General features: G+C 48.8%; 15 protein-coding genes. 5 read left to right on the top strand and 10 right to left on the bottom strand.

Annotated elements, in window-relative coordinates; translation table 11 throughout:
* Nucleotides 1–16: 16 nt before the first annotated feature.
* The 10 genes from DW205_RS01665 to recQ form a co-directional block, all read right to left on the bottom strand.
* Nucleotides 17–2,152 carry a DUF5686 family protein gene (locus tag DW205_RS01665; RefSeq protein WP_005862174.1) on the bottom strand — a complete coding sequence of 712 codons (2,136 nt, stop codon included), beginning with the start codon at nucleotides 2,150–2,152 and terminating at the stop codon, nucleotides 17–19.
* 4 nt (nucleotides 2,153–2,156) lie between these two features.
* A complete protein-coding gene (gene preA, locus DW205_RS01660; RefSeq protein WP_005862176.1) occupies nucleotides 2,157–3,650 on the bottom strand; it encodes an NAD-dependent dihydropyrimidine dehydrogenase subunit PreA in 1,494 nt (497 codons plus the stop codon).
* Nucleotides 3,651–3,664: 14 nt separating this feature from the next.
* Entirely contained in the window at nucleotides 3,665–6,181 is a 2,517-nt protein-coding gene (locus DW205_RS01655; protein WP_005862178.1) for a hypothetical protein, read from the bottom strand.
* A gap of 21 nt (nucleotides 6,182–6,202) precedes the next feature.
* On the bottom strand, nucleotides 6,203–7,057 hold the full coding sequence (locus DW205_RS01650; RefSeq protein ID WP_005862180.1) for a hypothetical protein: 855 nt from the start codon (nucleotides 7,055–7,057) through the stop codon (nucleotides 6,203–6,205).
* Between the two features lie 8 nt (nucleotides 7,058–7,065).
* On the bottom strand, nucleotides 7,066–7,455 hold the full coding sequence (locus DW205_RS01645) for a helix-turn-helix domain-containing protein (protein WP_005862182.1): 390 nt from the start codon (nucleotides 7,453–7,455) through the stop codon (nucleotides 7,066–7,068).
* Between the two features lie 180 nt (nucleotides 7,456–7,635).
* The gene (locus DW205_RS01640) at nucleotides 7,636–9,240 is read right to left on the bottom strand and encodes a helix-turn-helix domain-containing protein (RefSeq protein WP_005862185.1); all 1,605 of its coding nucleotides are present in this window, start codon (nucleotides 9,238–9,240) and stop codon (nucleotides 7,636–7,638) included.
* A gap of 4 nt (nucleotides 9,241–9,244) precedes the next feature.
* Nucleotides 9,245–11,734 (bottom strand): TonB-dependent receptor plug domain-containing protein, encoded by a 2,490-nt coding sequence (locus tag DW205_RS01635; protein ID WP_005862187.1) that lies wholly within the window; start codon nucleotides 11,732–11,734, stop codon nucleotides 9,245–9,247.
* Nucleotides 11,735–11,748: 14 nt separating this feature from the next.
* Entirely contained in the window at nucleotides 11,749–13,266 is a 1,518-nt protein-coding gene (locus tag DW205_RS01630; RefSeq protein WP_005862189.1) for a DUF6850 family outer membrane beta-barrel protein, read from the bottom strand.
* A 6-nt stretch (nucleotides 13,267–13,272) separates the two neighbouring features.
* On the bottom strand, nucleotides 13,273–14,451 hold the full coding sequence (locus DW205_RS01625) for a DUF4876 domain-containing protein (protein WP_005862191.1): 1,179 nt from the start codon (nucleotides 14,449–14,451) through the stop codon (nucleotides 13,273–13,275).
* Between the two features lie 94 nt (nucleotides 14,452–14,545).
* Nucleotides 14,546–16,381, bottom strand: coding sequence for a DNA helicase RecQ (recQ, locus tag DW205_RS01620; protein ID WP_005862193.1), 1,836 nt, complete (start codon nucleotides 16,379–16,381; stop codon nucleotides 14,546–14,548).
* Between the two features lie 108 nt (nucleotides 16,382–16,489).
* Between recQ and DW205_RS01615 the strand changes: the two genes are divergently transcribed.
* From DW205_RS01615 to DW205_RS01595, 5 genes are all read left to right on the top strand, one after another.
* Complete coding sequence (locus DW205_RS01615; protein WP_005862195.1) at nucleotides 16,490–17,755, top strand: DEAD/DEAH box helicase; 1,266 nt, start codon at nucleotides 16,490–16,492, stop codon at nucleotides 17,753–17,755.
* 284 nt (nucleotides 17,756–18,039) lie between these two features.
* Complete coding sequence (locus tag DW205_RS01610) at nucleotides 18,040–18,642, top strand: RNA polymerase sigma-70 factor (RefSeq protein ID WP_008778339.1); 603 nt, start codon at nucleotides 18,040–18,042, stop codon at nucleotides 18,640–18,642.
* Between the two features lie 81 nt (nucleotides 18,643–18,723).
* Nucleotides 18,724–19,746 (top strand): FecR family protein, encoded by a 1,023-nt coding sequence (locus DW205_RS01605; protein ID WP_008778340.1) that lies wholly within the window; start codon nucleotides 18,724–18,726, stop codon nucleotides 19,744–19,746.
* A gap of 77 nt (nucleotides 19,747–19,823) precedes the next feature.
* Nucleotides 19,824–23,126 carry a SusC/RagA family TonB-linked outer membrane protein gene (locus DW205_RS01600; RefSeq protein WP_005862200.1) on the top strand — a complete coding sequence of 1,101 codons (3,303 nt, stop codon included), beginning with the start codon at nucleotides 19,824–19,826 and terminating at the stop codon, nucleotides 23,124–23,126.
* Between the two features lie 14 nt (nucleotides 23,127–23,140).
* A complete protein-coding gene (locus DW205_RS01595; protein WP_005862201.1) occupies nucleotides 23,141–24,832 on the top strand; it encodes a RagB/SusD family nutrient uptake outer membrane protein in 1,692 nt (563 codons plus the stop codon).

Raw genomic sequence — 24,832 nt, 5'->3', positions numbered from 1 at the left:
CTATACTTGTTTATAATTATCTGAATAACTCAAGTGCGAACTTCAACCCGACGCTTTGATACTTGAACTCCTCGAAGCCTAGGAAAAGCGCTATATGAAAAAGGTCGCTACCGATACCATACCCGAGCTCGCTGTAATTCGGCAATACGGGAGTCCATAGCTGGCTGAGGTAGAAACGTTCGGACACGAGGTATTTATGCGCCTTGGGATTGGGCTTGAGGAATCGCAATAGAATGAATGGGCTCTCGTACATGAGGTGCCCTTGAATATATTTGTCGGAGGCATTGCACCAATCCCCACCCAGATTATGAAAGATCCCGCCAAACCGATCGCCCCAAGGCTCGGGGAAATAACGTTTGGCGAAATAGCTGAAATCGGCGAAGTACATGTTATGCTGGTTAAAAAAGAGTCCACCGCTTAGATTGTAACTCAGTCGTTCGGATAAGCCCAGCCGTACGGTCTGGTTCATGCCGGCCTCCATCCGCCAATAATTTCCCGTACAGCCGAGCAGGTCCGGTATACTTCGTGCCAGCTCGATCCGGAAGGTCGGGTAATGGGAATGTAGGTACTCTTTCCGGTAACCGTCCATCCAGTAATATTGCCGGGGCGTGTAGGTAAGGCCGATAACCGGGGTGAACTCATTATGATCCTTTAGATCCAATCCGGTATCCTTATTCTTTTTCACGGGCGTACGATAGTGGTATGCGAGTCCGGCCGAGAGCCGGAAGCCGTTCATCAGTTCTATCTGGTTCATCAGCTTGGCATAGTAGTGCTGGAAATACTTCAAGTTGAGATCTTCGAAACGGATTGGGGTATCTTTTAGGATCTCGTTGATCTGGTGGATCACTTCGGAGGAATAGCTTTGGTTGTCATTGGCTATCGTGAGGTTGAGGATGCCTTGACGCTCGGGGTGATACTCCCAGTCGGTTGTTAGCCGTAGGCGTAGCTCTTTCTCCTTGAATAGGAAACCGATCTCGGGGTGGAAGCGTAGCTGACGGTCATGCTCGAATGTCTTACTGATACGTGCTTCTTGCTTATAGGTGATCCCGTTGCTTCCGAAAGATAGCTGGAACGGGTTGAGAAGGCCGGAATACTTCACACGAGTACTCTTGTAATCCCTGTTGACCGTGCTGGTGAGCCGCTCGCCGAGTTGGAGGTAGCGAGTGAGAGCGCTGCTGTCCGCTTCCGTCCTCACCACGTTCGTTCCGGTGGTGTACAAGGCTTTCTCGTCGGTAGTGAGCGGCTTGTCCCTCCGGCTGTTCCAATAAGTGCTGTCTTGGGTAAAGGAGAGTGTGTCGGAGGTGATCGTATAGTATTGGGTTTGATCGAGCGAGTATAATTTCCTGCTCTCATGGTCTTCCTCTACCCAAGAGATCGATTTATAGCGGAAAGCGGCGTGGATGTCGCTCTCTATCCGGTTGCCTAGGGCATGGTAGCAGACTTGCAGGTCAGCCTCTTCCGGGAGGATGAAATGCTTCTCGTCACGGTTGAAACGTATGCTTAGGTTGAACTCGGAGAAAGAGGAGTGCCCTTGTATCTCGATACGGTCGATGGTCCAGAGTTCGTCGGTTACGTACAGGTTTCCGGATAGTAGTTTCTGGCTCCATTGGCGAGGGGTGAAACGGATGTTATACACAGGGATGCCGGAGATCGTGTCCGTGCCTTCCTGCCGAAACGTGTAATATTTGAAAGCATCGGGCGAGAGTGGCATGATCATTCCCTTATTGTAGATCGTGGGGGAGTAGACGTTCAAGTTGACGAACGAGGCTATCTCCTTGTAATGCCTTCCGGCGGCGAGATGGCTGCTGTTGATGGCTACAATCTCGTTGCGATAATGGTTGGGAGCGTCGTAGTGGGTGAGGCCACTCATCTCGAAGAAGGCATCGCGGGGATGACGCTCTATCGGGAAGACCAGATAGGCGTATCGTAGCAGCTGGTTCTTCCGGGGAACGTGCGTACGGCCTTTCACGTAGGTCTCCGCTTCATAGCTCTCGAGGACGTGCTCGTAGATGGGGGCTTGATGGATTACCTGCCGCATGATGGAGTCGGCTCGTGTGACGGGTGTCTTCTCTTGTGCCCGCAGGTCTGAATGGACTAGCGGGCACAGAAGAAGTATGGATAGTAGAATAAGGTGTCCCGTCTCGATCCTCATCCTGTCAATGTATGGCGAAGGTTGGGCATACTAATGCGCAAAGATGGCAGCCGACACATTTTTGCTCGTCTATCACCGGTTTGCGCATAGAGGTGAAACGGATAGCTTGATGTCCACCGTCGTTACAGGAAACGAAACAGCGTCCGCAGCCGAGGCATAGGCTGTTATCTACTGTCGGGCGGTGTATCTGCGTACGTTCCAGTTTCTCGGGGGGTACGATGTTCGGTAAAGCGATACCTATGAGGTCGGATAGGGTTTTATATCCGTTCTCTTGCATGAACAGTCGTAACCCTTCGCATAGATCGTCGATGATCCGGAAGCCGTATTGCATCACGGCGGTACATATCTGTAGGTTCGTGCAGCCTAGTAGCAGGAAATCGAGGGCATCCCGCCAAGTCTCTATACCGCCTATCCCGCTGATAGGCATCTTGCCGGCAGAAGGATCGCTCGCCAGCTCATGTATGAACCGGAGAGCGATAGGGCGCACGGCTTTCCCCGAATAGCCGGACACGCTGCTCAGTCCGCAGACAACGGGCCGGGCCGTAAGTGCTTTCTCATCGATACGGGTGATACATTTGATGGTGTTGATGGCGGCTATCCCGGTGGCTCCTCCTTCGTGGGCGGCGAGCGCCACGGGTGTCATCTGCCCGATATTCGGTGTCATCTTCGCTAGTATCGGCAGATGGGTACCCCGGCGTGTGGCGGCGGTGAACCGGCGTACCAGTTCCGGGTTTTGTCCTACGTCGCTGCCCATCCCTTCTTGCGTCATTTGTGGACAAGAGAAGTTGCACTCAATGATATCGGCCCCAGCCTGCGTGGAATATTGGGCAAGCCGTGTCCACTCATCGTCTGTCCGTCCCATAATGGAGGAGATGATTAATTTGTCAGGATAGCGTTGCTTGAGGCGATAGAGAGTATCGAAATTCTCTTCGACAGAGGCTTCCGACAATTGTTCCATGTTCTTGAATCCGATGAAAGGTACGCCATCCACCTCCATTTGGTCGAAGCGGGGGGATACCTCATGGATCGGATAGAACGATATCGTCTTGAAGCAGATACCGGCCCAACCGGCTTCGAGGGCCCGGACGCACATCTCGTAATTATGGGCTACGGGTGAGGAGGCCAGTATAAAGGGATTGGCGCAGCGGATGCCGCAAAAGTCGATCGCCAAGTCCGGAGACGAAGTGAGGGGAGAACTATCCGTCGGGTTTGGCATATCTTGCAATTGCCGTACGATTTGAGTGATGGATATCGCCCGGTCGGTTCGTCCGCGGAGGCAGGCCTTCTCGCAAGGATGCCCGTCGCAATCCTTGCAGGCTTCCATCCGGTAGGCCCGGAGGATAGCTCCCGCTAGGTTGTCCATTTTACAGGCCCGCAGCAAGCGGCCCGGATCTAGTCCGGGCTTGCATGCCTTTGTGCAGACAGGGGCATCGCACAGATAACAGCGATTCGATTCTTCCGTTAGGAGGCGTTTTCTCTGGAGGAGGTTTGTCTTCATGGCTTCTAACTGTATTATCTTACTACTTTCTGTACTTTCCGGTAACGTTCGGTCACTACCTCCACGGTGTACAGGTGTCCGGGCAGGCTGAAGATTGCTTTTCCGGATACCGCTTGCTGGTGACCGGTTAACGTGCCGTTCATGCTGTAGACGTTGACGGTGGCCCCCGGCAGGCAGTCTACCGTAAGCATGCCGTCGAGGAAGCGGATAGACAGGGGCTCGTCGGTCGTTACCTCCTCATTGCCAGTGGCGCTCACGTCACCTCGTACATAGGTGATGTTGTTGATGTCCCACGCCAATACGAAGGGTTTGTCGCTGTTTACCATGAAGGGAAAGGTGTCGGTACCGAAGCTGATCTTCCGTTCGAGTAGCTTGGGGTAGTACTGGTCACGGAGCGTGTTCGACTTCTCGGCAGTGAGCAGATAGAGGGTGGATGAGAAGGACTCGGCTGTCTCTTCCGGCCTGACGTGCTTGTCCGTGCGTCGTATCTTCGAATAGGATGCGCTGATACCCTGCGAGGTTGTCGCCGTGGTCTGGTCTGTCCATTCCCAAGAACTTTGGTTCTCTAGTTGGAAGAAGGGGAATTTCAAATCCATAAGGCTGATGGCACCTTTGGTCTGACTGTCGGAGATTGTGCCGCTGGTTTCCAGCGTCATGTCGATCCGTTCGGAGTTGAGGCTGAAGTTGACGGACTTGCTGACATTTGGCTCGCTGGCGGTCATGGTGAGGATCTCACGGGCCTCCCAGTCTCCAAGTTTGCTTGGATTGTCTATGCGGAAAGGCTCTAGGTCGAGAGGCACTTCTACTTGTTTGATACTCTGCCGTGTCATGTAAGTATAGCTGAATATGGGCATTCGTACACTCTGTCTCCGGGTGGGGGAGAGGTATTCTAGGTCGCAACGGGTCAGAATGGGTACAGAGTAGAGGGCGATGGCCCGGTAGTCTGCTGTGTCGTTTGCTTCGAAGGTAACGGTGATGGACTCGGACTGGCTTGTTACTTCCTCGTGTTGTTTCTGGAAGGAGTATCCGCCGCCGAATGCTGCCGTGAGTTTGTCCGTATGCGGCCCGAAGGAGCATTTGAGATCGCTCTTGTAGAGCCGACTCACGGAGTTGCTGGTGCCCGATCCCATGGTGAAGGCAAGGCTTGAGGCTACGCCGAGGTCGCCGAACCACTCGTTATTATCCACTACCGTTGGAGGTGGTCCTTCGATGATGCCGACGAGGCGCACGAGATTGCGTAGCTCGCTGTTGCCGAACAGGGCCTTCTCGTCGTTGAAGGAACTGCGTCTCTCTACGATCTCGTTGGAGCGGATGGAGGCGATGTAGGCGTGCTTGTACCAATGGTATGGAGTCTGGTTACCTCGCAGCAGGTAGATATATTGCTTGTAGTAGAGCCCTCCGCCGGGAGCTGTCTCGGTGGTAGGATCTGCTGCGGTGGCTACGACCGTGTAGCCGTAGGGCAGGTCGGTGTAGATGGGTGCGTCGGTGGCGAAGCTGTTGCTGCCGGGGTAGAATTTCTTTAGGAAGTGTTCGCCCGTTCCCTTGCCATCATAGGTACAGTAGCTGAAGATCAGGGGATTTGAGGAAGCTTTGTAGCCGCTGGTATTGTCGGCTGCGTAGCCTTCTATATCGGCTTGGATGAGCTTGAGCGAGAAGGTCTTCGAGCGTCCTATGTCGTGATGCGCGTATTCTTCCCAGTTGGAGGGCCATATGTTATCCTTGCCATACTCGCCGCTGTAGCTGAATGCCTCGAAGGTACCGCTCTTGAGTCGGCCTATGATGAGTTTCTCCACGTTCTTTTTCTCGGTGTCGTCGTAGCCGTACCACGAGGTGGCGTCCCAGTGGTCGTCGGGATCGTATTCCATTGATATGCCTGTTGAGCCTTTTAGCTCGATATTATCGTGTCCGGCGTTGCGCACGGTGCCGCACCAGTCCCAGCCGCTGTTCAGCTCGGGGTCGCCGTATTGGTAGACTTGCAGTTTCTTGTTGGTGCGGCGGTGTAGGATGACGCAGATCTTGTCACGGTAGATGGTGGCGGCGAAGTTGGCGTAAGTTTTCCCGTCATCGAGCATACGAGTTTTCTTGTATTCTCCCTTTTTCATATCCACCTCGCCGATCCATATCTGGCCATTGGTATTATTCTTCCAGAGCACGTAGAAGCGATTGCGGTATACGATGATCTCGGCATCTTGGTATACGCCGAAATCATTGAGAAAGATCATTTTCTTACCGGTGTCGCCAACGGTGGATTGTTCCATTGTCCGGGTCTCGCCGTTCACCTCGAAAGCGATGAGGCGTATGGATGAGGGGCCGTTATTATCTATGTAGACCCCGTAGAGCTTCCCTTGGTAGTATTGTGCGTCGGTGAAGCAGTAATAGGCCCCTCCGTCTTTATCGATATTGTGGAATTCTTTCACCTTATACAGTTCGGGATGTTGGCTGATCTGTGCCTTGACGGTGGTGGTAGAGGCACAGATAAGCAAAAATATGGCGATCAGCCGTATCGCTTGTGCTTTGAGTGTCGTTCTCATGTATATATCTGTTTAAGAGGTTTAGAAACTGATATTGAATTGTAACTGTACGGACTGCCTCTTGCCGAAGCTTCCGTTTACTCCGAGCGAGATGTTGTCAGCGAGGAAATAGTTCACCCCGGCCAAAGCGTACAGCTTGTGACGGGCGTGGAAGGTCTCGTCGATACGAACGGTATAGTCCTCGCCGGCATATGTCTTGGTGAACTCGTACCGGTCTTTCATCGTGTAGTCCTTGTAGAGGATGCCGGCGTAGGGCACGAAATTGCCCAGTGCGTATCCGGCTACTACGGGCACGGCCCACTCTAGGTAACGGCGGTTGAGGCTGAGGTCTCGCAAGGGGATGGTCTTGCCTTGGTAATACACCTCGGTGGTCATGTTATCGCTGTTGGCATAGCGCACGCCGGGTTGGGTAGACATGAAAAAGCGGTCGGTGAAGGCATGGCCGTAACCTAGCCCTCCGCTGTAGATGGGTACCATGTTCTTGCTGAAGATGGTACTGCTTAGGTCGTCATCATCTCGGAAAGTCTCCTCGTGGGTGAAGTTGGTGGTACCGATGCCTGCCCACAGGCTGAGATTGTCCCATACACGATAGGAGAGGCGCAGGGAAATACTGTTCATGATGAGTCGGTGACTTACCGAGTGATTGTCCTCGTCGATTTGTTCGGATGTCCAATTCTCCGGGTTTCCCATCTGCCCATCTTCATCCACGCCAAATGACGTGGTGGAGAGCCAAGGGGTACTGGTATCGTGACTTCCGTTGATCTGTAAGTTGAAACGTTTTTCCCCCGTAGGATATTTGTCTAAGGGGATCAATATATCCGCCTTGGCTTGATAGACAGTAAAAACGGATAAGAGTAGGAGTGTAAAATGTCTCATATCGCTATTTATTTAGTTGAATCATTTACGTTGTTATAATATAGGTTGGCGAAGTACTCGATGGGAGTGTTGCCCGTCACCTCCTTGAATTGGCGGTAGAAAGAGGTACGGGAGGTAAACCCAGCCGTCTTGTATAACTCCTGCGGCTCTTGTGTGAGGCACTTGGAAAATTCCCGTATGAGGTACTCTACCCGATAGATAGCCAGCCAGCGACTGAAGTTCATACCCGTCTGATTGTTCAAGGTAGAGGATAGCCGGGTACGGTTCGTGCAAGCGAGGTTGGCCAACTGGCACAAATTGAACTGTGGATCGAGATAAGGCTTCTTATCCTCCATGATTTGTAAGATGCGGGCATATAGCCTGCGTTCGATTAGGGATGGCTTTTGCTTTTCTTCCATATTGGTACTGTCTTAAGTAACCCGCATAAGAGGGACTTGCGAGGTCAAATATAGACAGTCCCATTTGGTAAATCAAGGGATGAGAAAAGATGCGAACGTATTGAAACTTGATCCGAACGATCTGGTACACCAAAGGCCGTAAAGCCCCTGCATCAAAGGCTAGACACGTACTTTAACAGATTATTTGCCGGTCTCTTTTCGTACGTTTCTGTATTGGTTGGGCGTAAGTCCGGTGACTTGCCGGAACTGCCGGAAGAAGGAGGTTCGGGAGGTGAAGCCTGATTCGGAGGCTAGTGCGGTGATGTCGCTGTCGGGACGTAGGGCGACGAGCGAAAGGAGGTGGTGTACCCTGTATTCAGCCAGCCAACGACTGAAGTTCATTCCCGTCTGCCTATTGAGGGTGGTGGATAGTTGTGTTCGGTTAGTACCCACTAGACGGGAGAGGGTCACAAGGTCGAGATTAGGATTTAAGAAAGGCTTTTGCTCTTTCATAACTGATAGGATTCGTTGATATAGGAGATTATCAGCTTTTGTTGTGACCTCGGTGTTTGCCTCTGAATGATCTGGTAACTTTATTTGTGGCCGGGAGATTAGCGGAAGCGGATCGTGTATTAGCAACCAAGCCGCATGATGGCTTATCAATAAATCGAATAACTGGCGTAGGCGACGGCGATGATTTCTCCACCAAAGGTATCCTCCGGTTAGGATAGCCATGAGCAAAATAATGACTCCGGTAAGGATATACTGGATGAGCCGTGCCTGTTCCGCTTCCGCCTTCTGACTTTTTAAGCGGGTGGATAATAGTTCGTTTTGCAGGCTTTCGCTGATCATCTTTCTGCGTATGTTCATTTGCTCTTGGGCATAATGGGATTGTAGGGAGTCTGCCCGGTTTGCCTGTTGGATGGCTTCCGATTGATTTCCGGTCGCATAATGGCATTCGGACAACATACGTGCCACACGCACCTTATATTCCTCGATATTGTCTTTGTTCCTCAAGAGAGGCGTGGCGACATTATTGAATGAGACTCTGTCTAATTCCTCCAATACGGATAGTGCCTCTTTGTTTTTTCCATGTTTCCGGAGAGAGACGGCGTATTCCATGAAGAGTTGATATTGCAGATAGCTGATCGTGTGTATTTGGTGTTTCGCCTGAAAGTGGCGGATATCGGTAATGCATCGTTGGGTCCATTCCTCCGCTTCGGCGGTCTTTCCCGTACGGCTTAATGCTATAGCTTTTACTAAGTGAGGAGAGCTTATCACTTTATATTTCAAGTTCACCAATGCTGAATCCGCATAGATGAGTGCTTGGGGATATAATCCACATTCAAGACAAGCGCTAGCCGCCGTGATATACCAGTTTTGAGGATTTATATATGCATATTTTCGTGCCTCGTTTATCCATCGCTCGCATTCTGCGGGTTGGCGTATCTGTGCGTGAAGAAATGCCATACGCAGGTGATTCATGAGAAGGTGCTTGTCTTTTATGCGGATGGCATAAGGTTTCATGCGGTCGAGTAGCATTCTCGCATGGGCCGTGTCCTGTAATCTGCAATAGCGGGTGTATATGATTTGGCGGGTTGCCAGCAAAAGCGAGTCATTCCCTATTTCTTGGGCATGGGTTTCTATCTCTTCGCATAGCTGGTCGTTCAAGGGACCACTCAACAAAGAATAATCATTCAGTTGCGCTATTTGCTGATCCAATTGCTGCTTGGGTGGAAGAAGAGAGTGGGAGTCGCAGGCGTAAAGGACTGACAGTAGGAATATGTAAAGTATGCTTGTTTTCATGATGTCATAGTTTTATTTGTAATTCCAGACCGAAAAAAGGCTGGGTATTTTGTTGAAGGTAAGATCTCGTGCTGGCCGAATAGCGAGTGGGGCGTAAATCGGCGAGGTTGTTGGCAAAGAATGCCAGCGTGATGTGCTCTCCGAAAGCTTTGTTTACCCGGATATTCAGCATACCATATGGTTTATAAGAGTTTGGCAGGAATCGTTCCGGCGCGGTGGTGGAGAGTAAAGGCGCGAAGGCTGGATCCTCTTTCTGTGTCTCGGTGAACGGATGTATGATTCCGTCTGTTCCACACCAATATAGGGGCCATACATTCTCGCCAGTGCTACCGTTGTAGAGCGTACGATATTTATAGAGCCATATCATTTGCCACGTAAGGGTAGTGACCAGTCCGATTTTGGGGATGCGGGTGATGAAACGGAAGTTCGTGGAGATGATCTCCGAACGACTTTCATTTCCCGGTCCGCCTTGCTTGTCGTAAAAACCTACGTAGGGGTATTCTGTTTTATCTGTGTACTGGATCGGCCAGATCCCGTTAAGGGCCGTATTCTTTTCTCGTACATATAACCAGATCCCGTCTACGATTAGGGAGGTACGCAAGGGTGAGAAAGTCCCGAGGTCCGCTACCATCTCGATCCCATGTTTCTTCCTATGGAGTGTATTGACTGGTACAGATACCGGCGTGTAACTATATTTCTCTTGATAAGGGACAGCCTTACCGTTCACCCATACCTGTCCATCTTTGTATTCAGGACGAAGTTGGGCGGTTGGTAGATAATCATATTCCCGATAGCTGAATGGAATATATTGTGCCGAGGAGGAAAAGCCATCCGTTTGTTTCTCGAAAAAAGCGGTCATGTCTAGTCGGATGGCCGGAGTCTTCCCTATAAGGCCAACCTCTATCTTTCGATTTACGGTAGGTTTTAATTTCATATTTTGTTCCATTCCGGGGACATGTGTCGTGAGAATACCAAGGGTGTTTCCACTTTCATTGCTATCATTATAATAGAAAGAGACCTTATCATTATAAATAGCTTCCGGGTAGAGTTTATCCAATGTCGGCATGAAACTGATCCATCCGAGCCCACCTTTTAAACTCAATGTATAGCCGGAGGGAGAGGAGAAGAGAGACCATAAGAGATTCAGGCGAGGTTCTGTCTGATAGATTAAGGCATAATCCCGGCTTTTCAATCCTTGATTTCTTAATCCGGCTTCTACATAGAGGTTGGAAGTCCGGTATGTGGCCTCAATGAAGCCACCGAACGTATGCAAGGACGGGATTTCCCGGAATGAGCGGGGACGGATAGATGTAGAAGGAGGCCTCTGCCGATCGAAATCCCTGCCTCGCCCTTCGTTACCCTCACTACGGTATGAGAATCCGGCTACTAAGCTGATCTCCCTCCCTTGTCGTAGAGGGAATAAGGTAGACGCCAGCATCTCGGTTTCTACATAAAAAGGTTGGCTTTCATTGACTAATGTGTACATGTAGTTTGAGGATAAAACACGGGCTTCCCATTCGCCGCTCTCTTTCTGGTCTGTATAAAGCTGGCTAGAGGCATTGTTGACCTGACTCTTTGTTTGTTTGCTTTTTTGAAGGGAACCGTCTATTCTCAGAGACAGCTTCTTGAGCCAACGTCGGTCGGGTTGCCATTCCCCTTGTATGGAAAATCGCTGATCCAATCGTTGTCTTTGTGTATGATTCTGCTCGTTGACGAATTGCTTTTCCTTTCCTATGCGAGAGGTGTAAGTAAGGCTTAATTCTAGTTTTTTCCCTGCGGGCAACCAATGGTAAAGGTTTGCCAAGCGTATGCCGCCGGTATGGAAATCGCCTTGGCTGGTATAGTCCGCTAACAGGTTGAGCGTATGGCCTTGTGGGGAGATACAGAAGCCTTTTCCAAGCATATATTGTTTCAGTTTCGGATTGTAACGTATGCTGGTGGAGAGAGGCATTCTACCTTGATGAGTCTTGAGTAATAATACGCTATTTGTTAAGTTTCCGTACCGGGCAGAAGGTATTCCCCGGATGATTTCCGCCTCTTTCACTTGGTTGAGAGATAGAAAACGGGCATCATATCCTTCGTAAGGCTCGTTGATGCCGGTGTTGAAATGAAGAGGAGAGCCGTCTACCCATATTTGGGCACCCATAGCTGCGTTCTTATGAAATTGGTTTACCCCGTTCTTTAAAGAAACCTCCCGCACTGAGAAATATTGTGCGTCTGTCACCCCAGAATTATTGGTGAGACCTCCCGGTAATAATTGTGTCAGATCAGCGATCGTGATCGGTTGCGTGTGTTCTAATGTTGATGCAGGAAGCAAGGAAACCGTACCCGGAGTCTTAGACTCGATGGCTGTTACCAAAATGTTGGGTAAATAAAAGGACAGAGTATCCGGTTGCTTTTGCCCGTGAAGGTAATTGCCCGGATGAAGTGATGACAATAAGAGAAATATCGTCACGATCTTTATTGGTGTTTTGTACAAAGTTGAGTAACGCATAGTATTAAGACCTATTATAGCCAGATGACAATACTGAGATTTCCGCCCCCTCCGAGGGGCGATTGGGGACTTGTCGTTTGTTCGAGACTACCTATTAAACGAAATCCCGCTGATAAGGCGGAATGAATGGGATGCCGATATTCCATTTCCGCACCGATACCCAGACGGGTTGCCGTGCGAGCAATAAAATCCTCGTTCACTTTTTGCATGTTCTGCTCTAGCTTGATTTCTGCAGAGCCATTCTCATCCTTCTGCGTTTCCTTCTCCCATTTGATCTCGGTGCCATAGCCCGACACGATATACACGGACGGGCGGATACTTAGCTTGTTTTCTTTAGGTAGGCGGATTTGTCGAAGAAACGCGATCTCTCCGTGGAAGAGTCCTGTATATTGTTTGACCGTAAAAGGATATATGTAGAAATCATTTTCCAAACGATTCCATCCGACAGTCATTTGCCATGTGGATACCTTTTCGCCCGAAGTATCATTCTTTGTCGCCTCGTAACTTAGTTGGGTAGATAACATCCGTTGCCTTGCTAGGCGATAGGTGGCGAATGTAGTCCATATGGCAGACGAGCTTGTGGTGGGATTCCGTTGTAATATGCGGTTGGCCGTAGTTTGGTTGAATCGGGCTGTGGGCGACCAGATATGCGTCCACGATTTATTCGTTCGGGTAAAACGACCTTGGTAACTGATTTGATGCAGCCGTTCTTCCCAGCCTCTCAAGTTGCCGGAGTTATTTGGATTGTCCGCTAATTGCTGGGTCTCGTAGAAGAGATCATGGAAAAGACTCCAATGCTCTTTTAGGGTTTCCGTTTGCAAGGAAACACCTAGGCGTTTTCCTTGGCTGCGAAACAGGAAACTTCCCGATAATTCTTGCATCGGAAGCCAATACCCCAGAGGAAATGTATAAAGTTTATCTTTACTATCCGTATCATACGTTAATTCCTCTGTTCGATGGGTATAATGGATCGAGGCTCCAAAACGTCTGCGTACTTGTTCGTAAACGACACCTCCTGATATCCGGATTAAGTGTGCCATCCCATGGTAGATATGGTAAGAGGAGCGATCTTCGTTGCTTGTAGCTGTATAGTCTCCATCTATCCCGACCTTGATTTTCGGGGATAAGACGTAAGCCGCTTGTCCGTAGATCCTGTATTTCTCGATGCGTTGTGGCTCTCCCAAGGAATCGCCGGCCGTAATCAGATAGTCCGGTTGCGATAATAAATTCCATTTTCTCCCTTCCAGTAGGCTTTGCGACCAATCGATACCACCCGCCAGCCAAAGCAGACCCAGCTTTCGGTTACCGGATACATAAGCCCTATAGGTCTGTGTTTGATCCGGCTGGTCGCTGGCAGGTAAGGCGGCTTGATGGATCAAATAACTTAAACCAGCTTCCATAGCGCTGTCCTTAGGCACATAGCTGATGCTGACAGGATTGGCGGATAAAGCCCATGCGCTCTCTTGTTGAGCCCATGACCGTGAGGCATAGACAGATAGTGATATCATATATAGAATGATAGTGATCTTCATAGAGGCTTACCGTTTTAAGGAAGGTGGACTTTTCTCGAAATCCTCGGCGGTGTTATTGGAATCTTTCCAGCGGAAGCGTTTCCCCTCTTGCTCATATTTCCGACGCATTGCCAGGCCGGAGCCGCCGGACGTGGCTATACCCGGACTCACATCCATAGAAGATGGGATACGTGTGTAAGCTACCGTAGAGGTTGAAGAGACGAAATTTGCGATATCCAGCACCCAATCAGCGGGTATATGGAGGTATTTTAGCGTATTGAAACTCTCAGGTTCTTTTTGGATGTGATCCGGATTGGCGATCCATTCTCTTAAGTCCGTTTTGGGACGGAACAAGAGGATCGTCGGGCCGTTCATGGAAAACAGATAGGAGAAACCGGTGCCACGCCATACCAAGTTTAGAGGTTTTACACCGGCGGAGATTTGGCTTCCGGTCAAGATAGGATCCCAAAAAGCCCATTCCACGCTGGATAAATCGAGCGAGGCCGGAACTCCCACTTCGCTATTGGTATGGTTTATGGCGTTAATCGCTATCGTTTGTCGCTCCCCCGGTTGAATGGGATATTCGGCTCCCGTTCCCGGAAACTCCCAGCACATCATGAATAAAGGTATTTCTTTCATATCGGTATGGAGCATCCATCCGGAAGGCTTTGTCACGCTTACGGGTCCTGCTTGTGCGATACATAGGCCATCTAGGAAAATCAAGTCATCGGAGTTATTGACCAACGTGAGGTATTGATCTTTGTTATAGACATTTTTCCCGTCAGGCCAGAGACAACCGCTGAAATAAATCTCGCTAATCAGCAGACGGCCTCGTTCGGACACTTCCAAAGGTATTTCCACGGATCGTTCTTCTCCATTGGCCTCGAACTGGATATTGGAGAGGCTACCACTCAATATATAATCCCTGTTGCCAGTCGTGGTTTCCTGATTTGCGGAGATTGCGCATATGCCAGCGGTTAGTTCAAATAGTGCTAGTCCATTTGTGTCGGTGGTCGTGGTGTAGACACAGCCTATACTTTGATTGATTAGTGTGACCGGGATATTCGCCAAGGAGATATCTGCGTATCCGGAAGGTTTCTTCAATTGGATATGGATACTCCCCGTTTTGAAATACTCATTCTCGCATCCTGCCAGAAAACACAGACAGAGCAGGTGGGTGAGGAGAGAAAGATGTTTGTCTATCATGAATATGGGGCATTGTGCTTAATAACTGTAGACAAATATATGTGATTTTTTTATATTTCCATTTAGGAGCTAAAAACATTAACATGTGTTCTTCTTATTTCGGTAGCTTCAGCACGAACCGGATCAAGGCCACGAACACCTTCCCGTACCGGTCCAGCTTGATTTGCCCCACGCCCCGGATGTCGCTGAACTGGTCCAAGGTGACCGGTTTCTTCTCCACCATGTCTTCCAAGGAATCGTCGGAGAAGATGATATAAGCCGGCGTATGCTCTCGCTCGGCAATTTGCTTGCGAAGCTGGCGGAGGGAGTCCAGCAAGGTCTCGTCCGTGGAGGCGGACCGGATCGGCCGGATCGGCTGGGCTTTGAAGGAAGATTTCCGCTCGCCTCTCCGGACGGGGCGTGTCAGCTCATCCGGTTCCCGATAGATGACGAGCTGGGCCTTTTGCTCCCCGTACAGGACACGCCTGCCTAACGGGGTCATCCGCAAGACACGCTCGGCGGCGTAGTCGATCTCCATGTACCCGAGTTGGATCATCTGGTAAATGTACTCCTTCCATTCCTTATAAGAGAGGTCCCGTCCGGCGCCGTACGTCTTTAGCTTATCGTATCCTCTCTCCAAGAGTTCCGCCCGACCGGAGGCACGTAATATGTCGATCAGCATTTGCATGCCTACATGCTCGCCGGTCCGGATGACGGCGCTCAGCGCTTTTTGTATCAAGACACTGCCATCGAAGCGTTGCGGAGGGTTCTTGCACACGTCGCAGTTGCCGCAATCATGGTCCGCTTCCTCGCCGAAGTAACTGAGCAGGACACGGCGGCGGCACATATCGGACTCGCAATACCGTCTCATCCGGTTTAGCTTCTCCAAGTTCACCTCGCTTTGGCCACTCTCCTCGGCGAAACGGCGAAGTACGATCAAGTCGCTCAAGGAATAGAACAGGAGGGTATCGCTTTTCATCCCGTCCCTTCCGGCACGGCCGATCTCTTGGTAGTAATTCTCGATACTCCCCGGCATGCTGTAATGCACGACCCAACGGACATTACTCTTGTCGATACCCATCCCGAAAGCTACCGTGGCGCACACCACGTCCACCCGGTCGTTGATGAAATCGTTCTGGGCCTGTTCCCGTTGGGCGGGCAGGAGGCCGGCGTGGTAGGCGATCGCCTTGATATTATACATCGCCAACTCATCGGCCAGCTCGGTCGTATCGTTGCGGCGCATGCAATAGATGATACCGCTCTGCTCCCGGTGCCCCCGGATGAAATGGACGATGGCGGCGATCTTCTCTTTCTTGTTAAGTCCCCGGCGTACCGTGAGGGAGATATTCGGGCGGTCGAATGACGATATGAACGTTTGGGGCGTGCGAAGCCGTAACTGCTCTAGGATATCCTTCCGGGTGATTTTATCGGCGGTAGCGGTCAGGGCCACGACCGGGACTTTCGGGAAACGTTCCTTCAAGATCGCCAGTTGCGTGTATTCCGGACGGAAGTCATGTCCCCAATGCGATACGCAATGCGCCTCGTCGATAGCGATGAGCGAGATGTCCAGCCGGGGCAGGAACCAGTCCGCTTCCATCTTGATCCGTTCCGGGGAGATATACAATAATTTGATCTTGCCCTGCACGCAAAGTTGCTTCACCTGTTGTTGCTCCTCTTCCGGCATCATACTGTTCAACGCCGCCGCCGGGATGCCGTTGGCGATCAACCCCTCTACTTGATCCTTCATCAAGGCGATCAAGGGGGACACCACCAAAGCCGTACCCGGCAGATAGATAGCCGGTAGCTGGAAACAGATCGACTTGCCTCCACCCGTGGGCATCAGCACCAACGAGTCCTCTTTCTGTAAGATACGCTGTATGATGTCCGCCTGCAAGGGACGGAAGGAGGTATATCCGAAGAACTTCTTCAGTAGTAGTAATAATTCTTTCATATCGCTTTACGGGCATAAAAAGCGCAAAGATAGTTTATATCATAAAGTTTTACTACCTTTGCCCGCATTATTTACATAACGAGCCGTGATGGCTCACCCTATTTTAGAATGACATTTGAAGATTTAGATTTGATAGAGCCGATACGTAAGGCTCTCGTGCAAGAAGGTTATACGACTCCAACACCTATACAATCAGAAGCGATTCCCATCGTTTCGCAAGGTTATGATTTATTGGGTTGCGCCCAGACAGGAACCGGTAAGACGGCGGCGTTCTCCATCCCGATTATCCAGCGGTTATATCTCCAGAAGAAGAAAGGTTACAAACGGGGTATCAAGGCATTGATCCTTACGCCTACCCGTGAGCTTGCCATCCAGATCGGAGAGAGCTTTGCCGCTTACGGCCGTTTCGCCGGATTACGCCATACGGTGATATTCGGCGGGGTGGGACAGAAGCCCCAGACGGAAGCCTTGGAAAGAGGCATCGATATATTAATCGCTACGCCGGGACGTCTGCTGGACTTGATCGGACAAGGATTCATCCACTTGGATACCTTGGAGTATTTCGTCTTAGACGAGGCGGACCGTATGTTGGACATGGGCTTTATCCATGACATCAAGCGTATTTTACCGCTATTGCCCAAGAAACGCCAGTCCTTGTTCTTCTCCGCTACCATGCCCCCTGAGATCGAGCGCTTGGCAGGTACGATCTTGAGCGAGCCGCAAAAGGTGGAAGTAACCCCGGCCTCATCGACCGTGGATGCGATCGACCAATCCGTTTATTTCGTCGAGAAGGCCGAGAAGATCAACTTGCTGAAAAGCTTGTTGGAGAACCCGGAACTGGAATCCGTATTGATCTTTACCCGTACGAAACACGGGGCGGACAAGGTGGCCCGTGTCTTGTCGAAAGCGGAGATAGGGGCGGAGGCGATCCATGGCAACAAGAGCCAGACCGCTCGCCAGCGTGCCTTGACGAATTTCAAGGATCATACGACCCGTGTGCTGATCGCTACGGATATCGCCGCCCGTGGAATCGACGTGGATCATCTGACGCACGTCATTAACTATGAGCTTCCTAACGTACCCGAGACTTATGTACATCGGATCGGGCGTACGGGTCGTGCGGGCCGTGAAGGTGTGGCTTTCTCTTTCTGCGACGCCGAGGAGGTACCTTTGTTGAAAGATATCCAGAAACTGATCGGCAAGGAAGTCCCCGTAGCTGGTGGCCATATGTATGAGACCAAGGAGGTGAAAGCCGCCGTAGCCGAGAAGAAAGAAGCGATCAAGCAAGAGTCGAAACGCCGTAATATGTTCGGAAGCAAACGTGACGGCAGTTACTGGCGTAACAAGAAGCGTGCCGCCAATTCCTCTAAGTAATCTAAGTTATTGTATTGCAATGACGTATAGTGCCAGTCCTTTCCATAGCATTGGCACAGTCGTGCCACGCTGGTGGCATAGCCGTGCCACAACGATGGCAAGGGCGTGCCATAAGGATGGCACAGCTATGCCACCCATATGCCACCCGGTTCGTCACCTAAGTATCCAAACAGTCCGCTTTAGCGAGCTGTTTGGCGCTATTACCCTATACTTTCTTTTAAAATGAGGTAATCTCTGGAATATTTCATTATTTTTGTGATTCAATTGTGAGTGAAACTTAAGGGTTGACGTTTGTGCTGATTGTAAAGGAGGACATAATATCTCGGATCAATAATGGCGATGCCAAAGCATTTGAACAATTATATACGACCTTCTACGTGTACTTGTGCGCCGTAGCGACTAAATATGTCTATAACCCGGAGGCGGCACGTGAGATCGTTAATGATGTCTTCATGAATGTATGGAATCACCATTCGGCGTTAATACATCCGGTAAACGCTTATTTAATTCGCTCGGTACGTAATTATTGCCTGAATTATTTAAGAGATAAACGCCAGCAAGAAGTCCCTTTATCAGATGTACAAGAAAACTTATTGTCGATACAAGAGTTGCAGATAGACGCCGATCCCCATCCGTTGGCTTATCTGGAGAATAAGGAATTCGAGGAGAAAATCTATCGTGCCGTGGATTCCTTGCCCGCTAAATGCCGGGATATCTTCGTGCAATATCTTTACCATAACAAGACCTATGAGGAAATAGCGATAACAAATCATATCAGTTCCAGTACGGTACGAGTACAGATCAAGATCGGTTTGGCGAAGTTGCGTGAACTTTTAGGCGATCTTTACCCTCTTTTCTTACTTATATTTAATTTTTTCGAAAAATAATTGGAATCTCCTTAAACGGAATCTCTAAAACATGTGTATATAATAGAAACCGGGTTGAAAACCGGCTCCTTTGTTAATATCATGGAAATAGAGAATAAACACATAGAAGATTTAATTTATAGCTACCTCATGGGAGATATATCCGAGGAGGGGCGAAATGAATTACTACAATGGTTGGAAACGGATGACGCTCATAAACAACGCCTTTCCGAGATGGCGGATTGTTGGGCGACGGCGCATGTACCTTTGTTTGCCTCTGATATGAAAGCCGATTTCCAAAAACATTTCGGGGCACTTATCGATCCCGCTATTCCTTCTGAAAAGAATCATTGGCTAAATTTTCGGTTTTTAGGAAAAGTTGCCGCCTCGGTCTTGATCGTGGTATCGGTGGGGACTGCCTCTTATTATATAGGTACGAGACATAATCAGCCGAAATCTGCCGCCTTGGCTTATTTTGAGACGACAACTCCTATGGGAGCCCAAACGAAAGTCGTTTTGCCGGATCAATCCGTGGTTTGGGTCAACGCAGGTTCCACGTTGAGATATGGCAGTGATTTCAATACGAACGGACGTAGCGTACAATTGGATGGTGAGGCTTACTTCGAGATTACCCGGGATTCCCTTAAGCCTTTTATCGTAAAATCAAAGAGATTGGATATCAAGGTTCTAGGAACTAGCTTTAACGTAAAGGCTTACGGAATGGATGAAACGACCGATGTCACTCTGGTGTCGGGAAAAGTAAACGTGAGCTTGCGGGATGAGGTTGCCCATGCGGGCGATGTGACCTTGACTCCAAACCGGAAACTAAGCTTTAATAAGCAGACCAATAAGGTAAGAGTCAGTGAGGTGGATGCCAAGGATGCTCTCTCTTGGATGGACGGTAGCCTGAAATTCTCCGAGCAACCTTTCATGAGTATCGCCAAGGATTTGGAACGTAAGTTCAACGTACGTATTCGCGTCGAGAGCGATCCTTTGAGAAAGGAAATCTTCTCCGGTAGCTTTACGAAAGATTATTCGTTGGATAAGATCCTTCGTGAGGTGGACGTGGATCACAAATATGTGTGGACTCGTTCGGGAGATGAGATTATTATAAAAGATAAATAAAAATACAAACCTTAATCCTAAGGTGTAAGTGTGGAAAATAGTATAAACGAGAAAATTATTTATTAAATCTAACTTTAATGGAAATGAACTATTTCAAGAAGACCGGAAAGATGATGGTAGCCGCATGTATGCTTGCGGGACTGCCGTTTATTCCCGGTACGGTTTCAGCGTCCGAACTTCAGACACAAATGATGTCTGTTCAAATGGAAAGTACGACATTAAAAGAACTTTTCGATTTGATTGAGGAAAAATTTAATTACACGTTCCTTATCCGTAACAATGACATCAATCTGAATGAGCGTATCTCAATCGACATGTCGAACCGTTCGGTCGAGGAGATTTTGACGACGGCGCTGAAAAATCAGCATGCTGATTTTGTTGTAAACAACAATAGGATTGTTGTTTACAAGTCATCTTCTAATCCAAATGAATTGAGAAACACGGAGAGAATGGTGGCGCAGCAGACGATTACGATTTCAGGTACCATTGTTGACGCGGTGACGGGTGAGCCGGTAATCGGCGCGAACGTGCTTGTGAAAGGCACTACGAACGGTACCAGTACCGATTTCGATGGAAAGTTTAGTTTGGAAGCTCCGGCCGGAGCTACTTTAGTCGTTTCTTACATCGGTTATGTGAACCACGAGGTTAAGGCGACTAGCGCTCCGATGACTATCCGTATCAAGGAAGACACTCAGAACCTTGAGGAGGTGGTTGTTGTTGGTTACGGTGTGCAAAAAAAGGAAAGCTTGACGGGTGCCATGCAGGTGGTGAGCAACGAGAAATTGTTGGATGCCACTAGCCCTACGGTCGAGAACTTATTGTCTGGTAAGGCTCCGGGCGTACAGGTTACTTCGGGTGGTGGTCAGCCGGGCGCTGCCGGTAAGGTGGTGATCCGTGGTAAGTCTACGGTAAACGGTAGCACGGACCCTCTTTGGATCGTGGATGGCGTAATCGTCGGTACGGAAGCGGGTAGCTTGAACCCGGCTGATATCGAGTCTATGTCTATCTTGAAGGATGCCGCTTCAACCGCTATCTATGGTTCTCAAGGAGCGAACGGTGTTATCGTGGTGACTACGAAGAAAGGTAAGATCGGAAAAGCTACGATTAACGCTTCCGTAAAGATGGGTGTGAACCAGTTGCACCGTGGAAACATGAATATGATGAACGGCGAGGAATTATATGATTATTATAAATCTTTCGCAAATCAAGACGCCCTTCCGAGTTATTTTACGGAGGATTTGCGCAACCGTAACTTCGACTGGTGGAAAGAGGGTACGCATCTGGGCTTCGCTCAAGACTATAACGTATCAGTTTCCGGTGGCTCAGAGAAGATCAAGACGTATACATCCGTTGGTTACTATAATGAGGATGGTGCCGTGAAAGGATATGACTACAAACGTTATAACTTACGTTTCAATGTGGATTACCAAGCGACGGATTGGTTGACTATCAAACCTAAAGTATGGGCTACCCGTAGCGACGTGATGGACCAGCAGCAAGATCTAGGCGCTATCATGTACGTTAACTTTCCTTGGGACTCTCCTTATGACGAGAATGGTGATCTGATCCAGCAATACAGACCTACTACTTGGATCAATAGCGACGCTACCAACTACTTGTATGATCTACAATGGAATTATGAGAAGAAGACTTCCTACGAGTTTATGGGTAACTTTGACTTTGATATCAAGTTTACCGATTGGTTGACTTTCGCATCTGTAAATAACTATAAATATAATAGTATCCTTTTTAAGAGCTATCAGGATCCCCGTTCTAAAAAGGGAGAGGCTGATAATGGATTATTGCAAGATAAGACCACCGCTTCTTATAGGGTATATAGCAACCAGTTGCTTCGTTTTAACAAGGTATTCGACAAGCACTCTATCAATGCGATCCTAGCTTACGAGTGGAATACTTTCACGCAGGAGATTAAAGACCAGACAGCGGCTAGTTTCGCTCCGGGCTTCTCTGTGGCCGATGTCGCTACTACTCCTAAGACGATAAAGGGAGAGCAAAAGGAATGGGCTGTACAATCTTATTTGTTCAATGCCAACTATGCGTATGATAATCGTTATTTGTTGTCTTTCTCATTCCGTCGGGATGGTGCCTCTAACTTTGGTACGGACGCTAAATATGGTAATTTCTTCTCCGTCAGCGGTGGTTGGAATATCCATCAGGAGGAATTCTTCAAGGCTAAGGATTGGGTGCAACAGTTGAAGTTGCGTGCGAGTTATGGTTCCGTAGGTAACCGTCCGACCGAATTATATTCCCAATATACGGTGTACGCCATGTCTACTGGATATAATGGTGATCCGGGTGCGGTGATCGAACAGAAGGAAAACAAGAACCTGACTTGGGAGAAGACTTATACGGCAGGTGTAGGTATCGACGCTATCTTGTTTGATCGTTTGACTATCAACTTGGATTATTATAATAAGAAAACAACCGATTTGCTTTACAAAGTGCCTCTGCCTGGTGTAACGGGTATTGTTGGTATCTATCGTAATGTGGGTGCCGTCAAGAATAATGGTTTCGAGGTCTCGATGAACGTGGACATCTTGAAAGGGGGCGATTGGAGTTGGAGCGTCGCAGCTAACTTAGGTCTGAACCGTAATAAGATCACTGAGTTATATGGTGGCAAGAGCGAGATCATCACTTCTAACGCCGGTTCAAGTTATGCCATTTCGATGGATAAGATATTGACTCCGGGACAAGACGTGGATACTTGGTATGGTACCGAATGGGCAGGCGTAGATCCGGAGACAGGTTCTCCGTTATGGTATACCACGAATGAGAATGGGGAACGTGTAACGACCTCGAATTATAGTGACGCATCTAAGCACCAGACTATAATAGGTAAGTTGAGCCCCGATTTCTACGGAGGTTTCTCTACTGACTTATCTTGGAAAAACATTGATCTCTCCGCTGTCTTCGGTTATTCCGTAGGAGGTGATATTTATAATTACGACCGTTCGATGTATGATAGTGACGGCGCTTATGTAAATTATAACCAGATGAATTTGAAGGAAGGTTGGAATCGTTGGGAAAAACCGGGCGATATCGCTACCCACCCCAAGGCGGAATATGGCAATAAGAGCCAATCCAGCAAGGGATCTTCCCGTTATCTGGAGGACGCTAGCTACTTACGCTTACGTAGCTTGACGTTAGGCTATACATTACCTTGGAAGATTCAGTATGTAGATAATATCCGTCTTTCTTTCTCGGGTGAGAACTTGTTTGTCCTTTCCGGTTTCTCCGGAGTTGACCCGGAACTTCCGGCTGAGGTTGGCAATAAATACAAGGCAGGCTCGGTTGGTGTGGCGATCTCTCCGTACCCACAAGCTCGTAAATTCATGTTTGGTCTAAATGTTACATTTTAATTAAAGGAATCATAATGAAAAAAATCGCTATAGTGGCTCTTGCGGCAGCGGCCACGTTCATAACAAGCTGTGATATCGAACGTCTACCTTACGATAAGTACACGGAAGACAAGATCATGGAGGACAAAGATGCCGCGGTGGATGTTTTGCTAAACGGTTGTTACGCAAAACTGAAAAAGGCATCCGAACACTTGCATTATTGTGGTGAGTTCCCGGGGGATAACGTTTGTAAGGATAAACCGACAACCAATCCGTTCGGTACTTATTTTACCTATCAGCATACGGTAAATAATGGTGGTCTTACTACGGTTTGGAACAGTGCCTATAATATCATCTCACAGACTAGTTCTTTGATGAAGATGATTAATGAGGGCGAGTCTGCTGAGTTGGATCAGAAGTTGGGCGAGGCTTATTATATGCGCGGCATGATGTACTTCTATCTTTGCCGTGTGTTTGGCCGTCCTTATTATCAGGAACCGGAGAAGAATCTGGGCTTGCCGATCGTAAACGGTATGCCTGAGGATATGGATAATCTGGATCTTCCGGATCGTTCGTCCGTGAAAGATACGTATGATCAAGCTCTGTCTGACTTGAAAAAGGCGGAAGAGCTGATGACAACGTTTAAATCTACCGCTTATGCCTCAAAATATGCGGCTCAAGCTTTATTGGCGAAGGTCTATATGTATATGAGTGGCACGTTTGAGAATCCGGATAAGGAGTATGCTCAATTATCTTATGACTATGCGAATACGGTGATCGAAAGTGGTCAGTTCTCTATGTTGGACCGTGCTAACTTTATGCGTTATAATGAGTTCGCTCCGGATGCCGCTTCACAGACAGAGACTATTTTCGCCGTGAAGTTTATAGCCTCAGACTGGGAAGATTGGGGTGATCCGCTAGGAAGTATGTACGCTGAGATCGATGGTCAAGGCTGGGGTGAGGTTTACGCCAGCGCTAAGTATATGGATTTGTTGCATGAGACAGGAAAAGGAACCGATGCACGTGAGGCGTTTATCCATCCGCAATATAAGGAAGACGCCAATGGAAATCAGATCCCCGCTTTCCGTTTTGTAGCTAACTTATATACGGACGGCAAGATTTCCGGTTACGTATATCGTCAAGGTGAGACCAAGGAAGTAGGAGGTAAGTTAATCGCTACGGTAGATGGTGAAGAATATACATTAACTCCGGTAGATGTGGACAATAAGCGTTATTCTATTAGCTATAAGGGAGAAACGTATGAGGGAGATTATGACTACTTTATGTTGGAAAGTCAAGGTAACCCGAAATTCTATAGCTATAAGTGCTCTAAGCAAGATGGCTATCCTCACCTTTATTCTCCGGTTATCTCTCGCTTAGGTGAGCTATACCTGATTCGCGCCGAGGCTAGCGCTAAATTAGGAAACTATACAAAAGCATTAGCCGATTTGAATACCGTTCGTACCCGTTCCTTACCTAACGCCGGATATAAATCTTTGGATGCGACAAACGCTCATGAGCTTATCATGAAAGAACGTCAGTTGGAATTAGCTTACGAGGCTGACCGTGGTTTTGATGTATATCGTGTAGGCGATACGATGAAACGTCATTACCCGGGATTCCATGACGGCGTGCCTGAATATCCTGCTACCAGCCCGTTGGCTATCCAGTATATTCCGCAGTCTGAGATTAACGCTTATCCGGGTACATTAACTCAGAATCCGTAA

This window comes from Parabacteroides sp. AM17-47 (assembly GCF_003434625.1).
In the GTDB taxonomy this organism is placed as follows: Bacteria; Bacteroidota; Bacteroidia; order Bacteroidales; family Tannerellaceae; genus Parabacteroides; species Parabacteroides distasonis.
The sequence above is the reverse complement of the archived record's forward strand: the minus strand, read 5'-3'. Positions and strand labels throughout refer to the sequence as shown.